General features: G+C 70.1%; 17 protein-coding genes. 5 read left to right on the top strand and 12 right to left on the bottom strand.

Annotated elements, in window-relative coordinates; genetic code table 11:
* Positions 1-62 precede the first annotated feature (62 nt).
* Positions 63-1,040, top strand: a complete 978-nt coding sequence (locus tag GE300_RS06175; protein ID WP_154445688.1) for a LysR family transcriptional regulator — start codon at positions 63-65, stop codon at positions 1,038-1,040.
* 52 nt (positions 1,041-1,092) lie between these two features.
* Here GE300_RS06175 and GE300_RS06170 read toward each other — a convergent pair whose 3' ends face one another.
* Positions 1,093-1,989 carry a phytanoyl-CoA dioxygenase family protein gene (locus GE300_RS06170; RefSeq protein WP_154445687.1) on the bottom strand — a complete coding sequence of 299 codons (897 nt, stop codon included), beginning with the start codon at positions 1,987-1,989 and terminating at the stop codon, positions 1,093-1,095.
* 122 nt (positions 1,990-2,111) lie between these two features.
* Here GE300_RS06170 and GE300_RS06165 point away from each other — a divergent pair, with 122 nt between their 5' ends.
* Positions 2,112-3,119 (top strand): LacI family DNA-binding transcriptional regulator, encoded by a 1,008-nt coding sequence (locus tag GE300_RS06165; RefSeq protein ID WP_325063128.1) that lies wholly within the window; start codon positions 2,112-2,114, stop codon positions 3,117-3,119.
* A gap of 114 nt (positions 3,120-3,233) precedes the next feature.
* Here the strand turns inward: GE300_RS06165 and GE300_RS06160 are convergent, their stop codons facing one another.
* From GE300_RS06160 to GE300_RS06115, 9 genes are all read right to left on the bottom strand, one after another.
* Complete coding sequence (locus GE300_RS06160; RefSeq protein ID WP_154445685.1) at positions 3,234-4,589, bottom strand: NADH-quinone oxidoreductase subunit N; 1,356 nt, start codon at positions 4,587-4,589, stop codon at positions 3,234-3,236.
* Entirely contained in the window at positions 4,589-6,049 is a 1,461-nt protein-coding gene (locus GE300_RS06155) for a complex I subunit 4 family protein (protein WP_154445684.1), read from the bottom strand. The genes GE300_RS06160 and GE300_RS06155 overlap by 1 nt, the downstream gene beginning before the upstream one ends.
* A gap of 9 nt (positions 6,050-6,058) precedes the next feature.
* A complete protein-coding gene (locus tag GE300_RS06150) occupies positions 6,059-7,957 on the bottom strand; it encodes an NADH-quinone oxidoreductase subunit 5 family protein (protein WP_154445683.1) in 1,899 nt (632 codons plus the stop codon).
* The gene (gene nuoK / locus GE300_RS06145; protein WP_154445682.1) at positions 7,954-8,265 is read right to left on the bottom strand and encodes an NADH-quinone oxidoreductase subunit NuoK; all 312 of its coding nucleotides are present in this window, start codon (positions 8,263-8,265) and stop codon (positions 7,954-7,956) included. Before nuoK ends, GE300_RS06150 begins: the two co-directional genes overlap by 4 nt.
* On the bottom strand, positions 8,262-8,780 hold the full coding sequence (locus GE300_RS06140; RefSeq protein ID WP_154445681.1) for an NADH-quinone oxidoreductase subunit J family protein: 519 nt from the start codon (positions 8,778-8,780) through the stop codon (positions 8,262-8,264). The genes nuoK and GE300_RS06140 overlap by 4 nt, the downstream gene beginning before the upstream one ends.
* Positions 8,777-9,676 (bottom strand): complex I subunit 1/NuoH family protein, encoded by a 900-nt coding sequence (locus GE300_RS06135; RefSeq protein WP_154445680.1) that lies wholly within the window; start codon positions 9,674-9,676, stop codon positions 8,777-8,779. The genes GE300_RS06140 and GE300_RS06135 overlap by 4 nt, the downstream gene beginning before the upstream one ends.
* Entirely contained in the window at positions 9,673-11,730 is a 2,058-nt protein-coding gene (locus GE300_RS22870; protein ID WP_233416813.1) for a heavy metal-binding domain-containing protein, read from the bottom strand. Before GE300_RS22870 ends, GE300_RS06135 begins: the two co-directional genes overlap by 4 nt.
* Positions 11,727-12,089 (bottom strand): NADH-quinone oxidoreductase subunit A, encoded by a 363-nt coding sequence (locus GE300_RS06120; protein WP_154445679.1) that lies wholly within the window; start codon positions 12,087-12,089, stop codon positions 11,727-11,729. Before GE300_RS06120 ends, GE300_RS22870 begins: the two co-directional genes overlap by 4 nt.
* 262 nt (positions 12,090-12,351) lie before the next feature.
* Positions 12,352-13,035 (bottom strand): SDR family oxidoreductase, encoded by a 684-nt coding sequence (locus GE300_RS06115; protein ID WP_154445678.1) that lies wholly within the window; start codon positions 13,033-13,035, stop codon positions 12,352-12,354.
* A gap of 169 nt (positions 13,036-13,204) precedes the next feature.
* On the opposite strand from GE300_RS06115, the gene nrdR reads away from it, so the two are divergent.
* Both nrdR and ribD read left to right on the top strand, forming a co-directional pair.
* The gene (gene nrdR, locus GE300_RS06110; protein ID WP_154445677.1) at positions 13,205-13,684 is read left to right on the top strand and encodes a transcriptional regulator NrdR; all 480 of its coding nucleotides are present in this window, start codon (positions 13,205-13,207) and stop codon (positions 13,682-13,684) included.
* 5 nt (positions 13,685-13,689) lie between these two features.
* Positions 13,690-14,820, top strand: a complete 1,131-nt coding sequence (ribD, locus tag GE300_RS06105) for a bifunctional diaminohydroxyphosphoribosylaminopyrimidine deaminase/5-amino-6-(5-phosphoribosylamino)uracil reductase RibD (RefSeq protein ID WP_233416812.1) — start codon at positions 13,690-13,692, stop codon at positions 14,818-14,820.
* Between the two features lie 9 nt (positions 14,821-14,829).
* Here ribD and GE300_RS06100 read toward each other — a convergent pair whose 3' ends face one another.
* A complete protein-coding gene (locus tag GE300_RS06100; RefSeq protein WP_154445676.1) occupies positions 14,830-15,609 on the bottom strand; it encodes an SseB family protein in 780 nt (259 codons plus the stop codon).
* A complete protein-coding gene (locus GE300_RS06095) occupies positions 15,606-16,199 on the bottom strand; it encodes a uracil-DNA glycosylase family protein (RefSeq protein ID WP_154445675.1) in 594 nt (197 codons plus the stop codon). Before GE300_RS06095 ends, GE300_RS06100 begins: the two co-directional genes overlap by 4 nt.
* Positions 16,200-16,313: 114 nt before the next feature.
* Here GE300_RS06095 and GE300_RS06090 point away from each other — a divergent pair, with 114 nt between their 5' ends.
* Complete coding sequence (locus GE300_RS06090) at positions 16,314-17,612, top strand: Na+/H+ antiporter NhaA (protein ID WP_154445674.1); 1,299 nt, start codon at positions 16,314-16,316, stop codon at positions 17,610-17,612.
* Positions 17,613-17,633: the final 21 nt, after the last annotated feature.

Below are 17,633 nucleotides of genomic sequence, written 5' to 3'. Positions count from 1 at the left end.
GCTGCTCCGGGAATGCGATGGATCTATACTCGCGGGGCGACTCGCGGAAATCGAATGACCGTATGGAGGGTATCCGGCTGGTGAATTGGGCGGCGGTGGATCTCAACCTGCTGCGGGTGTTCGACGCGATGATGCTCGAACTCAACACCACGCGCGCGGGCGACCGGATCGGGCTGAGCCAGCCCGCGGTCAGCGCGGCGATCGGCCGGTTGCGCCACATCACCGGCGATGCGCTGTTCGTGCGCGAGGGCAACCGCATGGTGCCGACCGCCCGTGCGCAGCAACTCGCCGACCCGATCCGGACGGCGCTGCGGCAGATCGAGGACGCTCTGGCGACCGTCGCCGGCTTCGATCCGGCGACAGCCACCCATGTCTTCCGCATTCTCGGGTCGGATTACTTCTCGACGCTGCTGATGCCGCCGCTTGCCGATGCCATCTGCCGGACCGCGCCGGGCATCACCCTGCAGATGCTCGACCATCCCAGCGCTTCGGTGGCGCCGCTACTCTCGGATGGAACCGTCGACATGGCGGTGGATTCGCGGATCGAGACGCCCGACTGGGTCCGCGGCCATGTGCTGTACGAATCTTTCATCGTCACGGTGGCGCGGGCAGACGACGCGGCCATCGCCCGCGCTGGTGTGCCGCCGGGCGCGCGCCTGCCGGCCGCGCTGTTCTGCGAGTTGCCGCAGGTGCTGATGTCGATGGACGGCGGCCGCACCGGGACCATCGACCGCGCTCTCGCGGCGCAGGGGCTGCGTCGGCGCGTGGCGCTGACGGTGCCGCACTTCCACGCGGTGGCGCTGGCGGTGGCCGAGGCGGGGATCCTGGGCAGCCTGCCGGTCCATTTCGCCAACCGGGTCGCGCCGCTGCTCGGCCTTGCCATCTACCGCCCGCCGATCGAGCCGCCGCGCCTCGACGTGATGCTCTACTGGCACCGCCGCCACGATGCCGATGCCGCGCATGCCTGGCTCAGAAACCGGATCATCGACGCCATGTCGATCGATCTGTGCGCGGATTCCGTCACGGCGGTACCGGGTTGAGCGTCGGCGCGTCGCGTGATGCCCCGGCGCGCCGGCAGGCCGGGGCGGGAGGTCAGCGGGCGAAGGCGGACTTGGCGCCGGCGCTTTTCTGAAGCTGGAAGATCGAGCTGACATCCGGGGCGGGGGGCATCGGCAGCCGGACGGGCACCTGTTCCAGCCGGGGCTGCAGCACCGGCTCGCCGATCACCACCCGGTCCAGCAAGTCCTGCCACTGTTCGGCCTGCGGCAGCCGTTGCAGATAGGCCGAGCCACCCATCAGCGGCCAGGCATCGGCGGCGCAGCATTCGTAGAACAGCATCAGCCGCGCGCGGTCAGACACGTTGGGCGCCGAGCCGTGCAGCGTGCGCGCGTGGTGGACGGACATGCTGCCGGCGCGCCCGGTGATGGTCACGGCGCGGTCGAGGTGGAATTCCGGATCGTCGGGATCGACCGCGCCGCAGAAGATGCCGTCGGCATTGTTGTGGCTGAGGATCGGCCCCCTGTGCGAGCCCGGGATCACCTGCAGCGGGCCGTTTTCCGGCGTCACGTCCTCGAGCATCACGCCGAAGGCCAGCATGTCGTCGTTGGTGTGCGGATAGAACGCCCAGTCCTGGTGCCATTCCACCGCCGCCCCCCCGCCGGGTGCCTTGGTGTTCAGCTTCGATGTCTGCAGCAACACGTTCGCGCCCAGAAGCTGGCGCATGACCTCGGTGATGCGCGAGTTTTTCAGCACGTTCCAGAAATAGGGGTGTTGCTTGTGGGGCAGCTTGATGCGGGTCAGCTTGGGCTGCTCGGGGGAATGCCCCTCGTCCAGATCGTAGACGTCATCGCTTGTCGTCACCTGGCGCGACCTGTCGATCAGATCGCGAGCGATATCCTGCATCTTGCCCAGTTCCGCGGGCGTCAGCACATCCTCGACCAGCAGGTAGCCCTGCGTGGTATAGAATTCGATCTGATCGGTCGTGAGCATCTGATCCTCCCTGGTTGCTTATGGTATCGATACCATGCCGCATTGTGGTATCGATACCATTTGCCTCGGCTTCGGGTCAAACGTATTCTCGCGCCCAGGGTTTGGCGGGCGGGGTCGCGCAGGTGAGCAGGCACAGATGGGTGACGATGGGCGAGGTGGCCGCCCGCGCAGAGGTGGGAAAGATCACCGTTTCCCGCGTCATCCGTACGCCGGACAAGGTTGCGCCCGAGACCCGGCGCCGGGTGCAGGCCGCGATCCGCGAACTGGGCTATGTGCCGGACAGGACCGCCGGCGCGCTGTCGTCCATGCGCAGCGGCGTGATCGGCGCGCTGGTCTCGACCCTTGGCGATTCCGTCTTCGCGTCGACCATCGACGGTCTGTCGCAGCGCCTGCGCGGCGCCGGGCACGAGCTGCTGCTGACCAGCACCGACTACGACCCCGCGCTCGAGGAGGAGGCGGTGCGCACGTTGCTGGGACGGCGCCCGGACGGGCTGGTGCTGACCAGCACCGCGCACACCGCGGACGTGCGCCGGATGCTCGCCGCGTCCCGGGTGCCGGTCGTCGAGATCTGGCAGATGCCGGACGATCCGGTCGGTCATGTGGTGGGGTTCTCGAACCGCGCGGCTGGGCACGCGCTGACCGAGTACCTGATCGGATCCGGGCGCCGAGCGATCGCCTTCCTGGGCGGCGACCGGCCAAACGACAGCCGGGGCCGGCGCCGGGCCGAGGGCTACGCCGCCGCGCTGGAGGCGGCGGGGCTGGGCGCGCCGCGGCCGGTGTCGCGGGGCGCCGGCGATCTTCCGAACGCCGAGTTCGGCGCGCGGGCCCTGCGCGAAGCGCGCGTGCGCTGGCCGGATCTGGACGCGGTGATCTGCGTCAGCGATCCGGTGGCGGTCGGCGCGCTGTGCGAAGCCCGCCGCACGGGCCTGTCGGTGCCGGACGGGCTGGCGGTGGCGGGGTTCGGCGGGCTCGAAGTCGCTTCCGAGGCCGCGCTCGACCTGACCACGGTGGCTTTCCCGGGCGCCGAGATCGGCCGCCGCACCGCCGAGATCCTGTTGCATCCCCGTGATCATACCGCACCCCAGATCGTCGATCTGGGGTTCCGCCTGATACGCCGCGCGACCGCCTGAAGGCATGTTTGCACTTTCGCGCTTCAGAAGGACGTCGAGCATGGCGGCATGACAGCCACAAGCCGATGGTGCGGAACAACGTCCTTGACCGCGATCGATCAGCCGAATTCGGCATCAGGGCAGAAACATGCCCGCCAGCACGCCAAGGCCCAGTGTCGCCCCCGCGGTCGCGGCGATGACCGTGGCAAGCGGCAGCCCGGCCGGGTCCGGCGCGCCCGCCTCGGCTGTGCGGTACATCGGCACCACCATGCGCAGATAGACCCCGAGCGCGAGGACCGAGTTCAGGATGCCGATGACCGCCAGCCACAGGAACCCCGCCTCGACCGCGGCCATGAACAGGTAGACCTTGCCGACAAAGCCGAAAAGCGGCGGAATACCGGTAAGCGACAGAAGAAACACCACCATCGCGACCCCGAACCAGGGGCGCGACCGGCCGATACCTTCAAGATCGGCGAGCGACCGGCCGGCCACCATGATCACGGCAAACGCGCCGAGATTCATTGCCACATAGGCCGCCGCGAAGATCAGGATCGCCGGAACCGCGATCGGGCTGACGCCCAGGGCGACGACGCCCATGAGCAGGTATCCCGACTGCGCCACCGAGGAATAGGCGATCAGCCGGACGAGGTTGGTCTGCACCAGCGCCGCGAGATAGCCGTAGGTCATCGTCGCCGCCGAGATCAGCGCAAGCGCGACGGGCCACCCCGCCTCGCGCGGCAGGTCGCGCAGCACCTGCGCGAAGGCGAAGAAGGCCGCGGCCTTGGTGATCACCGAAAGATAGGCCGCGACCGAGACCGGCGCGCCGTCATAGGCATCGGGCGCCCAGAAATGGAACGGCACCAGCGCCGCCTTGTAGCCAAGGCCTGCGATCACCGCGATCAGCCCGGCGATCAGGACAAGCGTCTGCCCCCGAAGCTGGCCCAGTTCCGAAAACAGTGTCGAGCCGGCGCCGCCGAACCAGAAGGTCAGCCCGTAGATCATCACCGATCCGGTGACCGAGCCGAACACCAGGTATTTCATCCCCGCCTCGGTGGCGGCATCGTCGCGCGGGTAGGCCACCAGCGCGAAGGATCCCAGCCCCGTCAGCACCACGCCGATGACCAGAACCATCATGTCGCCCGCGCCCGACAGCATCAGCGCGCCCAGCGTCACCAGCACGATCAGCGCATAGACGCTGCCTTCGCGGTCGCGCCCGGCGATCTCGGCCCGTGCCATCAGCAGTGCCAGCGCCGTTCCCGGCAGCAGGATCAGCTTGGCCCATCCGGCGATGGCGTCGATCCGGTAGGTGCCGCCAAACACGCTCGTCTCGGCGTCGAGCATGGGCAACGTCAGCGCCGTCGACAGGGCAAGCGCCGTCAGTCCGATCGCGAGCACCAGCCGCGCCGCGCGGGCCATTTCGGCCACGATCATCAGCATCGCGGCCCCGGCCAGCAGCAGTTCCGGACCAAGAAGGGCGAGGTCGCGTCCCATCAGCCGCCAATGCGCGTCATGGTGGTATGGATCATGTCGATCAGCCAGCCCGGCGCGATGCCCACCAGCACTGTCAGGATCAGCAGCGGCACCACGACCAGCTTCTCGCGTCGGTCAAGGTCGGGCATGTCGGCCCATTTCGGGTTCGCCTCGCCCAGAAACACCGCCGCGATGGCCCGCAGATACAGCGCCGCAGTCACCACGATGGCCAGGATCGCGACGATGCCCCAGGGCATGCCGTTGAGGGTGGCGAGGAAGATCTGGAACTCGGCCGGAAAATGCGCCAGCCCCGGCAGCCCCAGCGAGGCGAAGGCCGACAGGACGAAGGCCCATCCCAGCCACGGAACCCGGCCCAGAAGCCCGCCGAAATCGGCCATGCCGCGACTGTGCGCGCGGTCCTGCAACATGCCGACGAGGAAGAACAGCGCACCGGTGACAAGCCCGTGGCTGACCATCTGCAGGGTCGCACCGTCGAGCCCGATTGTGCGCGTGCGCGGGTCACTCGCCAGCGCCGCCACGGCGACGCCCATCACCACATAGCCCATGTGGTTGACGGACGTGTATGCGATCATCTTCTTCAGATCCGTCTGCGCCAGCGCCGCGAAGGCGCCGTAAAGCGCGCTGACCACCCCGAAGGCCAGGATCACCTGACCGGCCCGCGCAAAGGCCTCGGGTGTCATCAGGTAGGCGAAGCGCACCAGCCCGTAGGTGCCGAATTTCAGCATCACGCCGGCAAGGATCACGCTGCCCGCCGTCGGCGCCTGCACATGCGCCGCCGGCAGCCAGGTATGCACCGGAAAGGCCGGGATCTTGACCGCAAAGGTGAACAGCATGGCGATCAGCGCCAGCATGGCGGCGATGCCCGTCAGCGGTGGCGCGTCGATCCAGGCGCGCATGTCGAAGGTGCCCGAGCCGAGGTAAAGCCCGATGATGGCCAGCAACAGTGGCAGCGACCCCAGCAGCGTATACAGGAAAAACATCAGCGCGGCGCGTTGCCGGTCCTCGTAGCCCCAGCCGGCGATCATGAAGTACATGCCCACCAGCGAGACCTCGAAAAAGACGTAGAACAGAAGCCCGTCCAGCGCCATGAAGGTGCCCAGCGCGGCGGTCTCCAGCATCAGCATCAGCACGACGTAGGACGCCGCGCGCTCGCCGATGCGGGCCGAATAGATCGCCGAGAGCAGGAACAGCACCGAGGTCAGCAGCACCAGTGGCAGGCTCAGCCCGTCAAGGCCAAGTCGGTAGGCCGCGCCGATGGCGCGGATCCAGGCGATCTCCTCGACCTGCGCAAAGCCGTCGGGGCTGATGCCGCGCGCCCAGATCGCCAGCGTGATCAGAAAGACGGCCCCGGTCGCCCCGATGGAGACGCGATGCGCGATCCGGGCCGAGCGGTCCGGCAGGACCATGAGCGCGAGTCCGGCAAGGATCGGCAAGAAGGTGGCGATGGTCAAAAGCGGCATGTACGGTCCTCAGAAGTAGATCGGGGCGGCGAGCAGCAGGCCGATGACAAGGGCGATTCCGGCAAAGGTCAGTGCCATTTCCCGGTGAATGAAGCCGCTTTGCAGCCGGCGGGCGCGGGCGCCGAGCGCGATCGTCCGGTCGACCAGCCCGAAGATTGCGCCATCGATGGTGTCGCGGTCTGTGCGGCGGCTGAACCGGCCCAGGGACAGGTTGATCCGGCCGATCGCGCGCACGGCTTCCAGCAGGCGAGTTTCGACGGCTTCGACCATCGCGGCGAGCGCGCGGGCCCCGCCGGCCACGCCGCCGAGCACGACAGTGCCGATGAGAAACTGGTCGATCCGCTCGCAAGCGGCGGCCAGCGCCAGCGCCGGGCGGGCGACAAGTGCCTGCATCCCGCCGGCGATTTCGAACCCGCCCGACGCCGGTCCGAACAGCGGGCCGAGCAGCCGCGTCGGCGCGAGGACCCAGCCCAGCGCCAGCCCGCCCAGGCCCACGGCAAGCCCCATCGCCGGGATGATCCAGGCCGGCTCCGGCAGGGGCGCGCCCAGCATCGCCTCAAGCGGCTTGAACCCGAAGCCCAGCGTCGCAGCCAGCACCACCAGACCGCCCATGCCGGTGGCCATCAGCGGCACCGCGTCGGTGGGCCTGTCGGCGGCCCCGCTCCACAGCACCTTCAGCGCGCGGGCCATGTAGGCCCCGGTCAGCCCCGATCCCAGCAGGGCCAGCGGCAGCAGCCAGACGGCGGCAGGACTGTCCAGCGCGGCGGCGAGGATCGCGTCCTTGGAAAAGAAGGCCGCCATCGGCGGCAAGCCCGCCAGCGCCAGCGCGGCCAGTGCGAAGCCTGCGAAGATGCCGGGACGGGCCCGGCCCGCGCCGGCCAACGCGTCGAGATCGGTGCTGTCGCGGTCATGCTGAAAAACGCCCGCGCCCAGAAACAGCGCCGACTTGATCGCTGCATGGGCGATCAGGTGCAGCAATGCGGCGACCGGGACCCCCGCGCCGAGCGCCACCAGCATCAGCCCGTACTGGCTGGCGGTTGAGGCGGCGAGCAGGCGCTTGAGGTCGCTTGCCGCCAGCGCCATCAGCCCGGCCGCAACGGTGGTGATCCCGCCGACAAGGCCAATCGCCAGCAGCGCGCCGCCCGGCAGCATCGGGGCGGTGCGGATCAGCAGGATCGCGCCCGCCGCCACCAGCGTCGCGGAATGCAGCAGCGCCGAAACCGGCGTCGGCCCGGCCATCGCCCGCATCAGCCAGTCCTGCATCGGCACCTGTGCCGACTTGCCCGTGGCCGCGCCCAGCAGCAACAGCCCGGCGATCAGCGCCGGGGTGCCGGTGGTGGCGAGCGTGGCGGAAATCTCCGATGTGCCGGCCACGCCGATCAGCAGGAAGGCGGCGATGTAAAGCCCGAGATCGGCCGAGCGGGTGTATAGGAACGCGCGCGTTGCCGCGCCGGGCACACCGTCGCGGGTATGCCAGAAACCGATCAGCAGGTAGGACGCGAAGCCGATCATCTCCCATGCCGCCAGAAGCGTGATCCAGTCGCCCGAGAGCACCAGAAGCTCCATCGCGGCGATGAACATCAGCATGGTGCCGAAAAAACGCACCCGCTCGGGGTCATGGGCCATGTAGCCCGCCGCATAGACCAGCACCATCGCCGCCACGGTGGCGACCACCAGCGCCAGCGTCGCGGTCAGCGGGCCGGCCAGCAGCCGGATCGGCAGATCGGGCAGGAAGGGCAGTGCGGCCGTCACCGCGGCGCCGCCCGGGGCCCCGGCGAACAACCCCAGCGCGCCGATCAGACCCAGCCCCGCCCCGGCCAGCGCGATGGCCGCGGGCGCGCGCCGCAGCGCAAAGACCGCAAGCGCCGCCCCCAGCGGCGCCAGAAGCACGAGCGCCAGCCAGATCATCCCTTGAGCTCCCGCGCTTCTTCCATCTCGACCGACCCGCGCGCGCGGAACCGGGCGACGGCGATGCCGAAACCCACCGCCATTTCCAGCGCCATGACCGCCATGACGATCAGCACATACATCTTGGCTGCCGTCACGTCCGGGTGCAGATAGCGCCAGAAGGCAACCGTGTTCACCAGCGCGGAGGCGAGCACCAGCTCCACCCCCATGAGGATCATCACCAGGTTGGTCTGGCTGAGCGCACCGTAAAGCCCGACGCCGAACAGCGCCGCCCCCACCGAGAGCGCGATCATCAGTTCCGGGATCATGGCCGGTCCCTTTCCTGCGGTGCGACGGCGACCATGGTCGCGGCGATCATCGCGGTCAGGATCATCAGCGCGGCGCTTTCGAAGATGAACATCGAGCGCCCCAGAATCTCGCGCCCCAGCATCCGGGCCTGTTCGTCCGCGCCCGGAACCTCCGGCACCGGACCCTGCCAGCCGGCCGTCCAGATCACCACCAGCGCCGCGACCAGCCCGATGCCGCCCGCCCGGAGCGACAGGCGCTTCTGGTGGGTCATGTCCATCTTGCCCATGCCGCCCGGGTCCATCATGAACATCACCATGAAGATCGCCATGACGCTCATCTCGGTGGCCATCATCATGATCTGCAGCACGCCCAGAAATTCGGCCTGCATGACCAGGAACATCGCGCCGACCGAGGTTTGCGAGAACAGCAACGCAATCGCCGAGCGCACCATCGACTGGGTGCGGAACACCACCACGCCGAACCAGATCGCCGCGATGCCGAAGAAGGCGAGGAACAGGACAGGGCCAAGGCTCATATCGGCACCAGCAGGGCGATGACGCCGACAAGGAAGATGTTGGCCAGGGCCAGGGAAATGCCCAGTTTCCAGCTGACGGCAAGATAGCGTTCCTCGCGCAGCCGCGGCAGGTGGCGGCCCAGCGTCAGCATCGCCGCCGCGACGGCCACGGTCTTGAGCGCCGTCCAGGCCCAGCCCGGCAGCCACGGCCCGAGCCAGCCGCCGAAGTAGAAGGTGACCGTCGCGCCCGACAGCGCCACGACAATCACCAGCCGCGCCAGTCGCCAGACGGCCAGCCGCGCGCCGGTATATTCGGCCTCGACCCCGCCGGCCAGATCGCCGCCGCCGGTGGGCAGATCGATGGGCGGCAGCCAGGCGACGCCAAGGGCCGCGATCACGAACAGGACAAATCCGATCGGTTGGTAAACGACGTTCCAGAGCGCCGCCTGCGACAGGACGATCTGGGTGGTGGAAAGCGACTCGGCGCGCATCGCCACCGCTGTGATCGGCATGACGATCAGCATCGCATAGGCGATGAACTGCCCCAGGAACCGCCAGCCGCCGACCATCGCGTAGGCCCCGTTCGGCCCCCACCCGGCCATGATCAGCGCGACCAGCACATAGGCCAGCGCGGCGTTGAGAAACAGCGCGCCGATGGCCAGGTCGGTGATGATCAGCCCCGGCGCCAGCGGGATCACCGCCACTGACAAAAGCCCCGCTACAAGCAGCAGGATCGGCCCCGTTTCGAAAAACAGCCGGTCGGGCGTGCGCGGCAGGATCTGTTCGCGCCCCAGCAGCGCCAGCGCCGAGATGGCGGGCCGCATCAGGCTGAACCGGCCGTGGACGGCCCAGCCTTCGAACACGGCCACCAGGTAGCAGCCGATGGCAAGCGCAAGAAGGACAAGAACGATGCTCATGCGTCGACCCCCCAGGGGTCGAGGTCGAGCGAGGCGATGGCGGTGAGCGCCTCGGCCAGTTCCATCTGCCGCGTCATCGGCTCGACCAGCGCCGCAAGCGCCGCGAAGGGCGTCGTCAGGTGCACGGTTCCGGCCGAGCCGTCCTTGAGGATCAGGTGCAGGGTCGCCTTTCCGCGCGGCGTTTCGAGAGAGGCCATGCCGTGCCCGTCGCGCGGCAGGGGCGCGGGCGCCTCGGGCAGGGCGATGGCGCCGGCCCGCGCGATCAGATCGAGGCTTTGCCCGATCTCGGCCAGGCGTTGCGACAGACGCGCCCACGCATCGCCGCTGGTCTGCGTGAGGGTGGCGAAGCCAAGCTCGGCATAGGCGGGATCGTCGGCTCGGGCATCGGTCGCAAGCCCGGTGGCGCGCGCGACGGGGCCAACGATACCTTCGGCACCGGATGTGCCGATCCGTCCGATACCGGCCAGCTTGTCACGCAGGAGCGGGGTGCGGCGCACCCGGCCTGCCAAGGCGCGGATCGCCGGGGCGCGGCGGGCGATCTCGTCCGTGCCGGCCGCGCGCAGGCCCTGATGCAGGGCGGCGGCGCGGCGCTCCAGCCACGAAAGCCCGGTCTGCCGGGCGAGATCGGCGAGCCAGTTAAGGTGGCTCGCCACCCGTTCGCGTTCGACGGCCGCGGCGCGGGCGGTGGCCGCGTCCGGGCCGGGCGCGATGCCCGAGACCGACTCCAGCGCGCGACAGGCCAGTTCCCGCAGCGCGCCCGGCGCCAGCGGCGAAAGCGCGGCCAGACGGTCGGGCAGGTCTTTCGCCGCAAGGTCGGGCGCTGGCGGTCCCGAGGCGTGGCTGGAGACCGCGGCCCGCACCACGCTGTCGCCGTCAAGCGTCAGCGTCAGCCCCAGCCCCCCGGGCAGGCCCGGAAAGAAAGGGCCGAAGGGGGCGTCGATCCATTCCATAACAAGGCCGTCGGGGCTGACCGGTTTGCCCTCGGTCAGCCCGACCATGGACATGAAATGCGGCTCGATACCGGGAATGTCCGGGGCGGATCCGTGGCCGCCATGTTCCTCGTGTCCGCCATGGCCGCCGTGATCCCCGTGGCCGCCATGTCCAGCGTGGCTGCCATGTCCAGCGTGGCTGCCATGCCCGCCATGTCCGGAATGTCCCCCGTCGCCGTGTTCCCCGGCCTGGCCCCGGGGCACGAGGTCCATCCCGCATTTGGGACAGGAGCCGGGGCGGTCGGAGGTTACCTCGGGGTGCATCGGGCAGGTATACGTCGCCGGTTGCTCCGGCGCATGGACGGCATGGGCCGAGTGCCCGGTGTTTTCGGCTTGCGCCGGACGCTCGGGCGATTTTTCATGGCCTTCATGGCCTTCATGGCCTTCATGGCCTTCATGGCCTTCATGGCCTTCATGGCCTTCATGGCCTTCATGGCCTTCATGGCCTTCATGGCCTTCATGGCCTTCATGGCCTTCATGGCCTTCATGGCCTTCATGGCCTTCATGGCCTTCATGGCCTTTTTGCGCCGCGCCCGAAACCTCGCGTTCCACCAGAACCATGCCGCATTTCGGGCATTTGCCGGGCTCGTCCGAGATCACCTCGGGGTGCATCGGGCAGGTGTATTCGATCTGCGTCGTCAGCGCCGGTGCCTCGAAGTCGGCAACCTGCTCCGCGAAGGCCCCACCGACGAAGGCGCGGCGCAAATCGGCAAGGCCCGCCACCAGCCCATCCTGTGCCAGCACGCCTGCCGCATCGGGAGCGGGCAGGGGGGCGATATCGCCGGCCTCCAGCGCCAGGATCGCGCGGGGCCGGGGCATCTGGGCCCAGACCACGCTGGCGGCCTCGACCAGCGCGGGCGTCACCGGCCCGGCCACCAGCAGCACATTCGCATGGCGCGGCGTGTCGGTGCGGTGCAGACCGGCCGCGCCGACGTCCAGCCCGCGCGCCCGCGCCACATCCGCACCCGGCACCACGAAAGCGCACAGATCGCGCGCCATCGCCCGGGCGATCAGGCCCCGCAGACCCGTGATCGCCCCTTCGCGCGCGCCCGACAGCACCGTCATTGCCGCCTCAGCGCGCCTTGGGACCAGCCATAGAGAAGCCCGAGAAACAGAATCGCCAGGAACACGCCCATGTCGAGAAGCGCGACCAGCCCTTCCTCGCGGTAGACCACCGCCCACGGGTACATGAAAGCCATTTCCATGTCGAAGGCGAGAAACAAAAGCGCATAGCCGTAATACTTGGCGTGGTAGCGCACCCAGACCGGATCGCGCGACAGCGAGCCGGCGGCCGCGGGTACGTCCTTGGCGGGCTCGGCACGGCTTTGCCCGATGACCCGCGCCAGCGCATGAAGGCTGAGCACCAAGCCCAGAACACCGACCGTGAGGCCGAACAGGATCGCGTATTGGGCAAGTTCGCTCATTGGATCTCGCTCTCGGCAGCGGGCGTTTGGTCAACCTAGTGCGGCGACCTGACATTGACAACTTGGCTCCCGCGCGGAAAGCCTCGGAAATTTTGTACTGAGGGCGGGCGTTTACCAGCTGGGTTGCGAGCTGGGCACCTGGCAGGGCATCTACCTGTGGGAGATCCGGCACGCCCCGCATCGCCAGCGTGCTGCGCTGCACCTGTCGCCCCGAGCCCGTCGCCCCGAGACCGGCGCCCTGTCACGGGGGCGACGGCGCCGCTCAGCCCGCTTCGGGGTTCGGCATCAGATAGACCTCGCCGACGTTGACCGACGCCGGCTGCTGCAGCGCCCACACCACGCCGCGCGCGACATCCTCGGGGCGCAGCGCCTTCGGCTTCTTCTCGTCGAAGAACTCGGTGTCGACCATGCCGGGGGCGACGACGGTGCAGCGCCCGCCCCATTCGCGCATCTCCTCCAGCAGGTTCGCCGCCCAGCCGTGGATGAACCACTTGGTCGCGCCGTAGACCGAGCCCTTGATGACCGATCGCCCGGCGCGCGAGCCGGTGACCAGGAAATGCCCCCGTGTCTTGCGCAACTCGGGCAGCGTCGTGCGCGCGGTGACCAGCGCGCCCCACAGGTTCACGTCCAGCATCTGCCGCCAGCTGTCCAGATCGCCGCCCTCGGTTCCCGGCGCGCCGGCGCCGATGCCGGCGTTGGCGAAGGCCGCATCGAGCCGGCCGAAGCGCGCGACCAGTGCGGCAACCGCGCCCGCCTGGGCCTCGGGGTCGGCGACGTCGCCCGGCAGCGGCAGCGCCGCATCGCCCAGCTCGTCCGCCAGTGTCTGCAGCTTGTCGGCCGAGCGGGCGAACAGGCCCACCGCCCAGCCGGCCTCGACCGCCGCGCGGGCGGTGGCGGCACCGATGCCGCTGGAGGCACCGGTCAGTAACAGGGTTTTCGTCGTCATCAGCGGCTCCCATGTTGCCTGCCGGCAAAGTAGTGCCCTGCCGGGGCCGTCCATCGTGTGTCCTTGCTGCAAGGCTGGCAAGTGATGCGCCAGCGCCACGATGTAGTGGCTTTACCAATGCACTCCGCTAAGGCTAGATGCAGGGAAGGGAGATTGAGGGAGCCCGCCCATGCGTTGCCCGTTCTGCGGAAATGTGGATACCCAGGTGAAGGACTCGCGCCCGGCCGAGGATCATGTGGCGATCCGGCGGCGGCGCTATTGCCCGGCCTGCGCCGGTCGCTTCACCACCTATGAACGGGTGCAGCTGCGCGACCTGGTGGTGATCAAGAAGCAGGGCAAGCGCGAGGCGTTCGACCGCGACAAGCTGGAGCGGTCGATCCGCATCGCGCTGCAGAAACGCCCGGTGGACCCGGAGAGGGTCGACCAGATGATCTCGGGCATCGTGCGCCGGCTGGAGAGCATGGGCGACAGCGATGTGCCCTCGGACAAGATCGGCGAGATCGTGATGGAGACATTGGCCCGGATCGACACCGTCGCCTACGTCCGCTTCGCCAGCGTCTACAAGAACTTCCAGGCCGCCGACGATTTCGAGGACTTCGTGTCCGAGCTGCGCCCGACCGAAGCCGCCGACGGCGACGGCAAGTCCTGACCGGCATGGCCGGCGCGGGACCCGGTGACGGCGCCGACGCGCGCTGGATGGAGCGCGCGCTGGACCTGGCCCGGAACGGCCTGGGCAACACCTGGCCGAATCCCGCCGTCGGCTGCGTGCTGGTCGCCGCCGACGCCGTGGTCGGCGAGGGCTGGACCCGGCCGGGCGGTCGGCCACACGCCGAGACCGAGGCACTGAGCGCCGCCGGCGCGCGCGCCCGCGGCGCCACCGCCTATGTCACGCTGGAGCCCTGCGCGCACCGCGGCCAGACCGGCCCCTGCGCCGTGGCGCTGGCCGAGGCCGGGGTGGCGCGGGTCGTCGTGGCGCTGCACGATCCGGACCCGCGCGTCTCGGGTCGCGGCCTCGAGATCCTGCGCAAGGCGGGGATCGCGGTCGAGACCGGGCTGCACGGAGAGCGCGCCGCGCGGCTGAACGCCGGCTTCCTGCACCGGCTGCGCAGCGGGCGGCCGCGGCTGACGCTGAAACTGGCCAGCACCCTCGACGGGCGCATCGCGCTGGCCAACGGCCAGAGCCGCTGGATCACCGGGCCACAGGCGCGCGGCTTCGTGCACGGGCTGCGCGCGACGTCGGACGCGGTGCTGATCGGCGCCGGCACCGCGCGCGCCGACAACCCGCGTCTCGACGTGCGCGAGGGTCACGAGACGCCGCGCCCGCCGGTGCGCATCGTCGCCGACCCCGGCCTGTCGCTGCCGCTGACCGGGCATCTGGCCGAAACCGCCGGCACGCAGCCGCTGTGGCTGCTGCACGCCGCGCACGACCATGACCCGGCCCGCGCCGAGGCGTTGCGCGGCATCGGCGCCCGGCTGCTGCCGGTGCCGCGCGACGCGCGCGGCGCGCTGGAGCTGCCGGCCGCGCTGCGCGCGCTGGGCGACGCCGGGCTGACCTCGGTACTGTGCGAGGGCGGTGGCCGGCTCGCCGCCGGGCTGATCCAGACCGGCCTCGTCGACGAGCTGATCCTGATCACCGCCGGCAAGGTGATCGGCGCCGAGGGGGTGCCCAGTGTCGGGCCGCTCGCGCTGACGGATCTGGGCGCCGCGCCGCGCTTCCACCCGGTCGAACATCGGCTTCTGGGCGAGGACGTGCTGACCCGCTGGGAACCCCGCCCGCAGGGCTGAGGCCGCCGCTCAGCGCAGGTTCGGCGGCCGGTCCGGATCGGCTCCGGGGATCGCCGGCGCCGGCCCGGGCAGGTCCAGCACCAGCGCATGCGGCGCCATCCGGCCGGCCAGCGCGGCGCCGGCATCGAGAAACACCAGGTCCAGCGCCTGCGCGGCGTACCCGGCCAGGCCCAGCGCCTCGGCCAGCGCGGTGCCGCAGCCGGCGCGGGCGGTCTCGGGCACGCCGACCAGCGCCAGCAACGGCCCGCCGGCGCCGTCGGTGCGCGCGGCATGCACCAGCAGCGCGCGCTGCGGGCGTGCCGGCAGGCGCGGCAGCGCCTCGGCCAGCGCCGCGGTGAACCCGCCGGGCAGGCCGCGCGGCGCCGAGATCCCGGCCACGCTCGCCGCCGGCACCTCGGCGGCGACCGCCACCGCCTCGGCCAGCCAGGACATCGCCTCGGCCGGCAGCAGCATCGCGGACGGCGCGGCGGACAGGTTCAGCCCCAGGCCCAGACCCCGCCCCGCCAGCAGCGCCGCCAGCTCGCGCCCGGGCAGCGCCGCCATCGCCGCCGGACCCGCGACGAAGCCGGCCAGCCGGTCGGCGGTGTCGAACGCCAGCACCACCGGCCCGGCCTCGCTGTCGACGGTCAGCGGGCGCACCCGGTCGCTGCCGGCCGCCGGTTCCTCCTCGAGCAGCACGCACAGCTCGGCCGCGGCCAGCGCGGCGAAGAAGCCGCGGCGCGCGGCCTCGGTCTCGCCGGCGGCGAGCATCCGCGCATGCGCCCGGTCGAGCGCCGTCGCCGCGGTCACGCCAGCACCTCGGCGACGCGGGCGCGCAGCCAGGGCACAACCTCGGCCTCGAACCAGGGGTTGCGCTTCAGCCAGCCGGTGTTGCGCCAGCTGGGATGCGGCAGCGGCAGCACTTCGGGGATCGCCTCGCGCCAGCGGGCGACGCGCTCGGTCACCGGCATCCGGCCGCCCAGATGCCACTTCTGCGCGTAGCCGCCGATCAGCAGGGTCAGCCGCACCTGCGGCATCGCCGCCATCGCGCTGTCGCGCCAGGTCCGGGCGCAGACCGGCGGCGGCGGCAGGTCGCCGCCCCTGGCGTCGTAGCCGGGAAAGCAGAACGCCATCGGCAGCACCGCGACCCGGCTGCGGTCGTAGAAGGTCTGCTCGTCGATGCCCATCCAGTCGCGCAGCCGCGTGCCCGAGGGATCGTCGAACGGCCGGCCGCGCTGATGCACCTTCAGACCCGGCGCCTGCCCGGCGACCAGGATCGGCGCGCGGTCGGACAGCCACGGCACCGGACGCGGCGCGTGGCCGCTGGCGGTGGCGGCGAACCGGCCCGCGCACAGGCGGCATTCCGCGATCCGGCGGCCGAGGGCGGCGACATCTTCCATGTGACGGCATGTAGCAACGCCGCGCGCCCCGCGCAAACCCGCGCGGCCCGTTCGTCTTGCGAGCCCGGTTTCCATCGCATAGACAGGGCAAAATTTTGCCGGAGGCCGCCACTGATGTACCGTGTCTGGAACTATCTTACGGAGTATTCGCTGCTTCTGGTGATCGGCGCGGTGACCGCGCTGTTCTGGGCGAACATCGATCCTTCCGGGTATCATCACTTCGTCGAGACGCCGCTGTGGCCGAACAATCTGGTTGGCGCGGACTACGACTATTGGGTCAAGTCCTACGGCGAGAACGCCAAGGAACTCGTGCCGCCGGGCCCGACGAAGGTGCTGAGCCTGCACTATCTGGTCAACGACCTGCTGATGGCCTTCTTCTTCGCCATCGCCGGCAAGGAGGTCTGGGAGGCGCTGGCGCTGGAATCCGGCAGCCTGCGCGGGCGCAGGGCGCTGACGCCGCTGATCGCGACCTCGGGCGGCATGTTCGGCCCGATCGCCGTCTATCTGGGCCTGGCGCTGATCATGGGCTCGGACACCTATTCCGCCGTCGCCAACGGCTGGGCGATTCCGACCGCCACCGACATCGCGTTCTCGTACCTGGTCGGCCGGCTGATCTTCGGCGCCGGCCATCCGGCCGTGCGCTTCCTGCTGCTGCTGGCGATCGCCGACGACGCGGCGGGGCTGATCATCCTGGCGGTGTTCTACCCGTCGGGCGAACTGGCACCGGTGTGGCTGCTGTTCTCGCTGGCGGTCGCCGTGGGCGTGTTCGTGCTTGCGAACTGGCTGCCGAGAAGGCTGGACCGGGGCAAGCAGGACCGCCCGTACTCGACCTGGATGCGCGACAAGGCGGGCTTCTGGCCCTACCTGATCGCCGGGGCGCTGTGCTGGTACGGGTTCCAGGAATCGGGCATCCACCCGGCGCTGGGTCTGCTGCCGATCGTGCTGACGATCCCGCACGCCGACCGCGCCTTCGGCATCTTCGCCGCGGCCGAGGAGCATCTGACCGATCTGCTGAACCGCATCGAGCACGCGCTGAAACAGCCGGTCGAGGTGATTCTGCTGTTCTTCGGCCTGATGAACGCGGGGGTGTCGTTCTCGGCCATGGGCGACGCGACCTGGCTGGTGCTGGCGGGCCTGGTGGTCGGCAAGCCGCTGGGGATCCTGTTCATGGGCTGGCTGGCGGCGTACCCGATGCGCCTGGGCCTGCCCGAGGGCATGCGCACCGTCGATCTGTTCATCCTGGGCTGCATCGCCGCCATCGGCTTCACCGTGTCGCTGTTCATCGCCTCGGTCGCGTTCGACGCCGGTCCGGTGCAGGACGCCGCCAAGATGGGCGCGCTGTTCAGTTTCGGCGCCGCCGCGCTATCGTTCTTCGTGGCGCGCGTGATCGGCGTGGAAAAGCAGGATAGCTGATGGCCGGGACCCGCCGCCGCG

It is taken from the genome of Halovulum marinum (genome assembly GCF_009697225.1).
Lineage (GTDB): Bacteria > Pseudomonadota > Alphaproteobacteria > Rhodobacterales > Rhodobacteraceae > Halovulum > Halovulum marinum.
The sequence above is the reverse complement of the archived record's forward strand: the minus strand, read 5'-3'. Positions and strand labels throughout refer to the sequence as shown.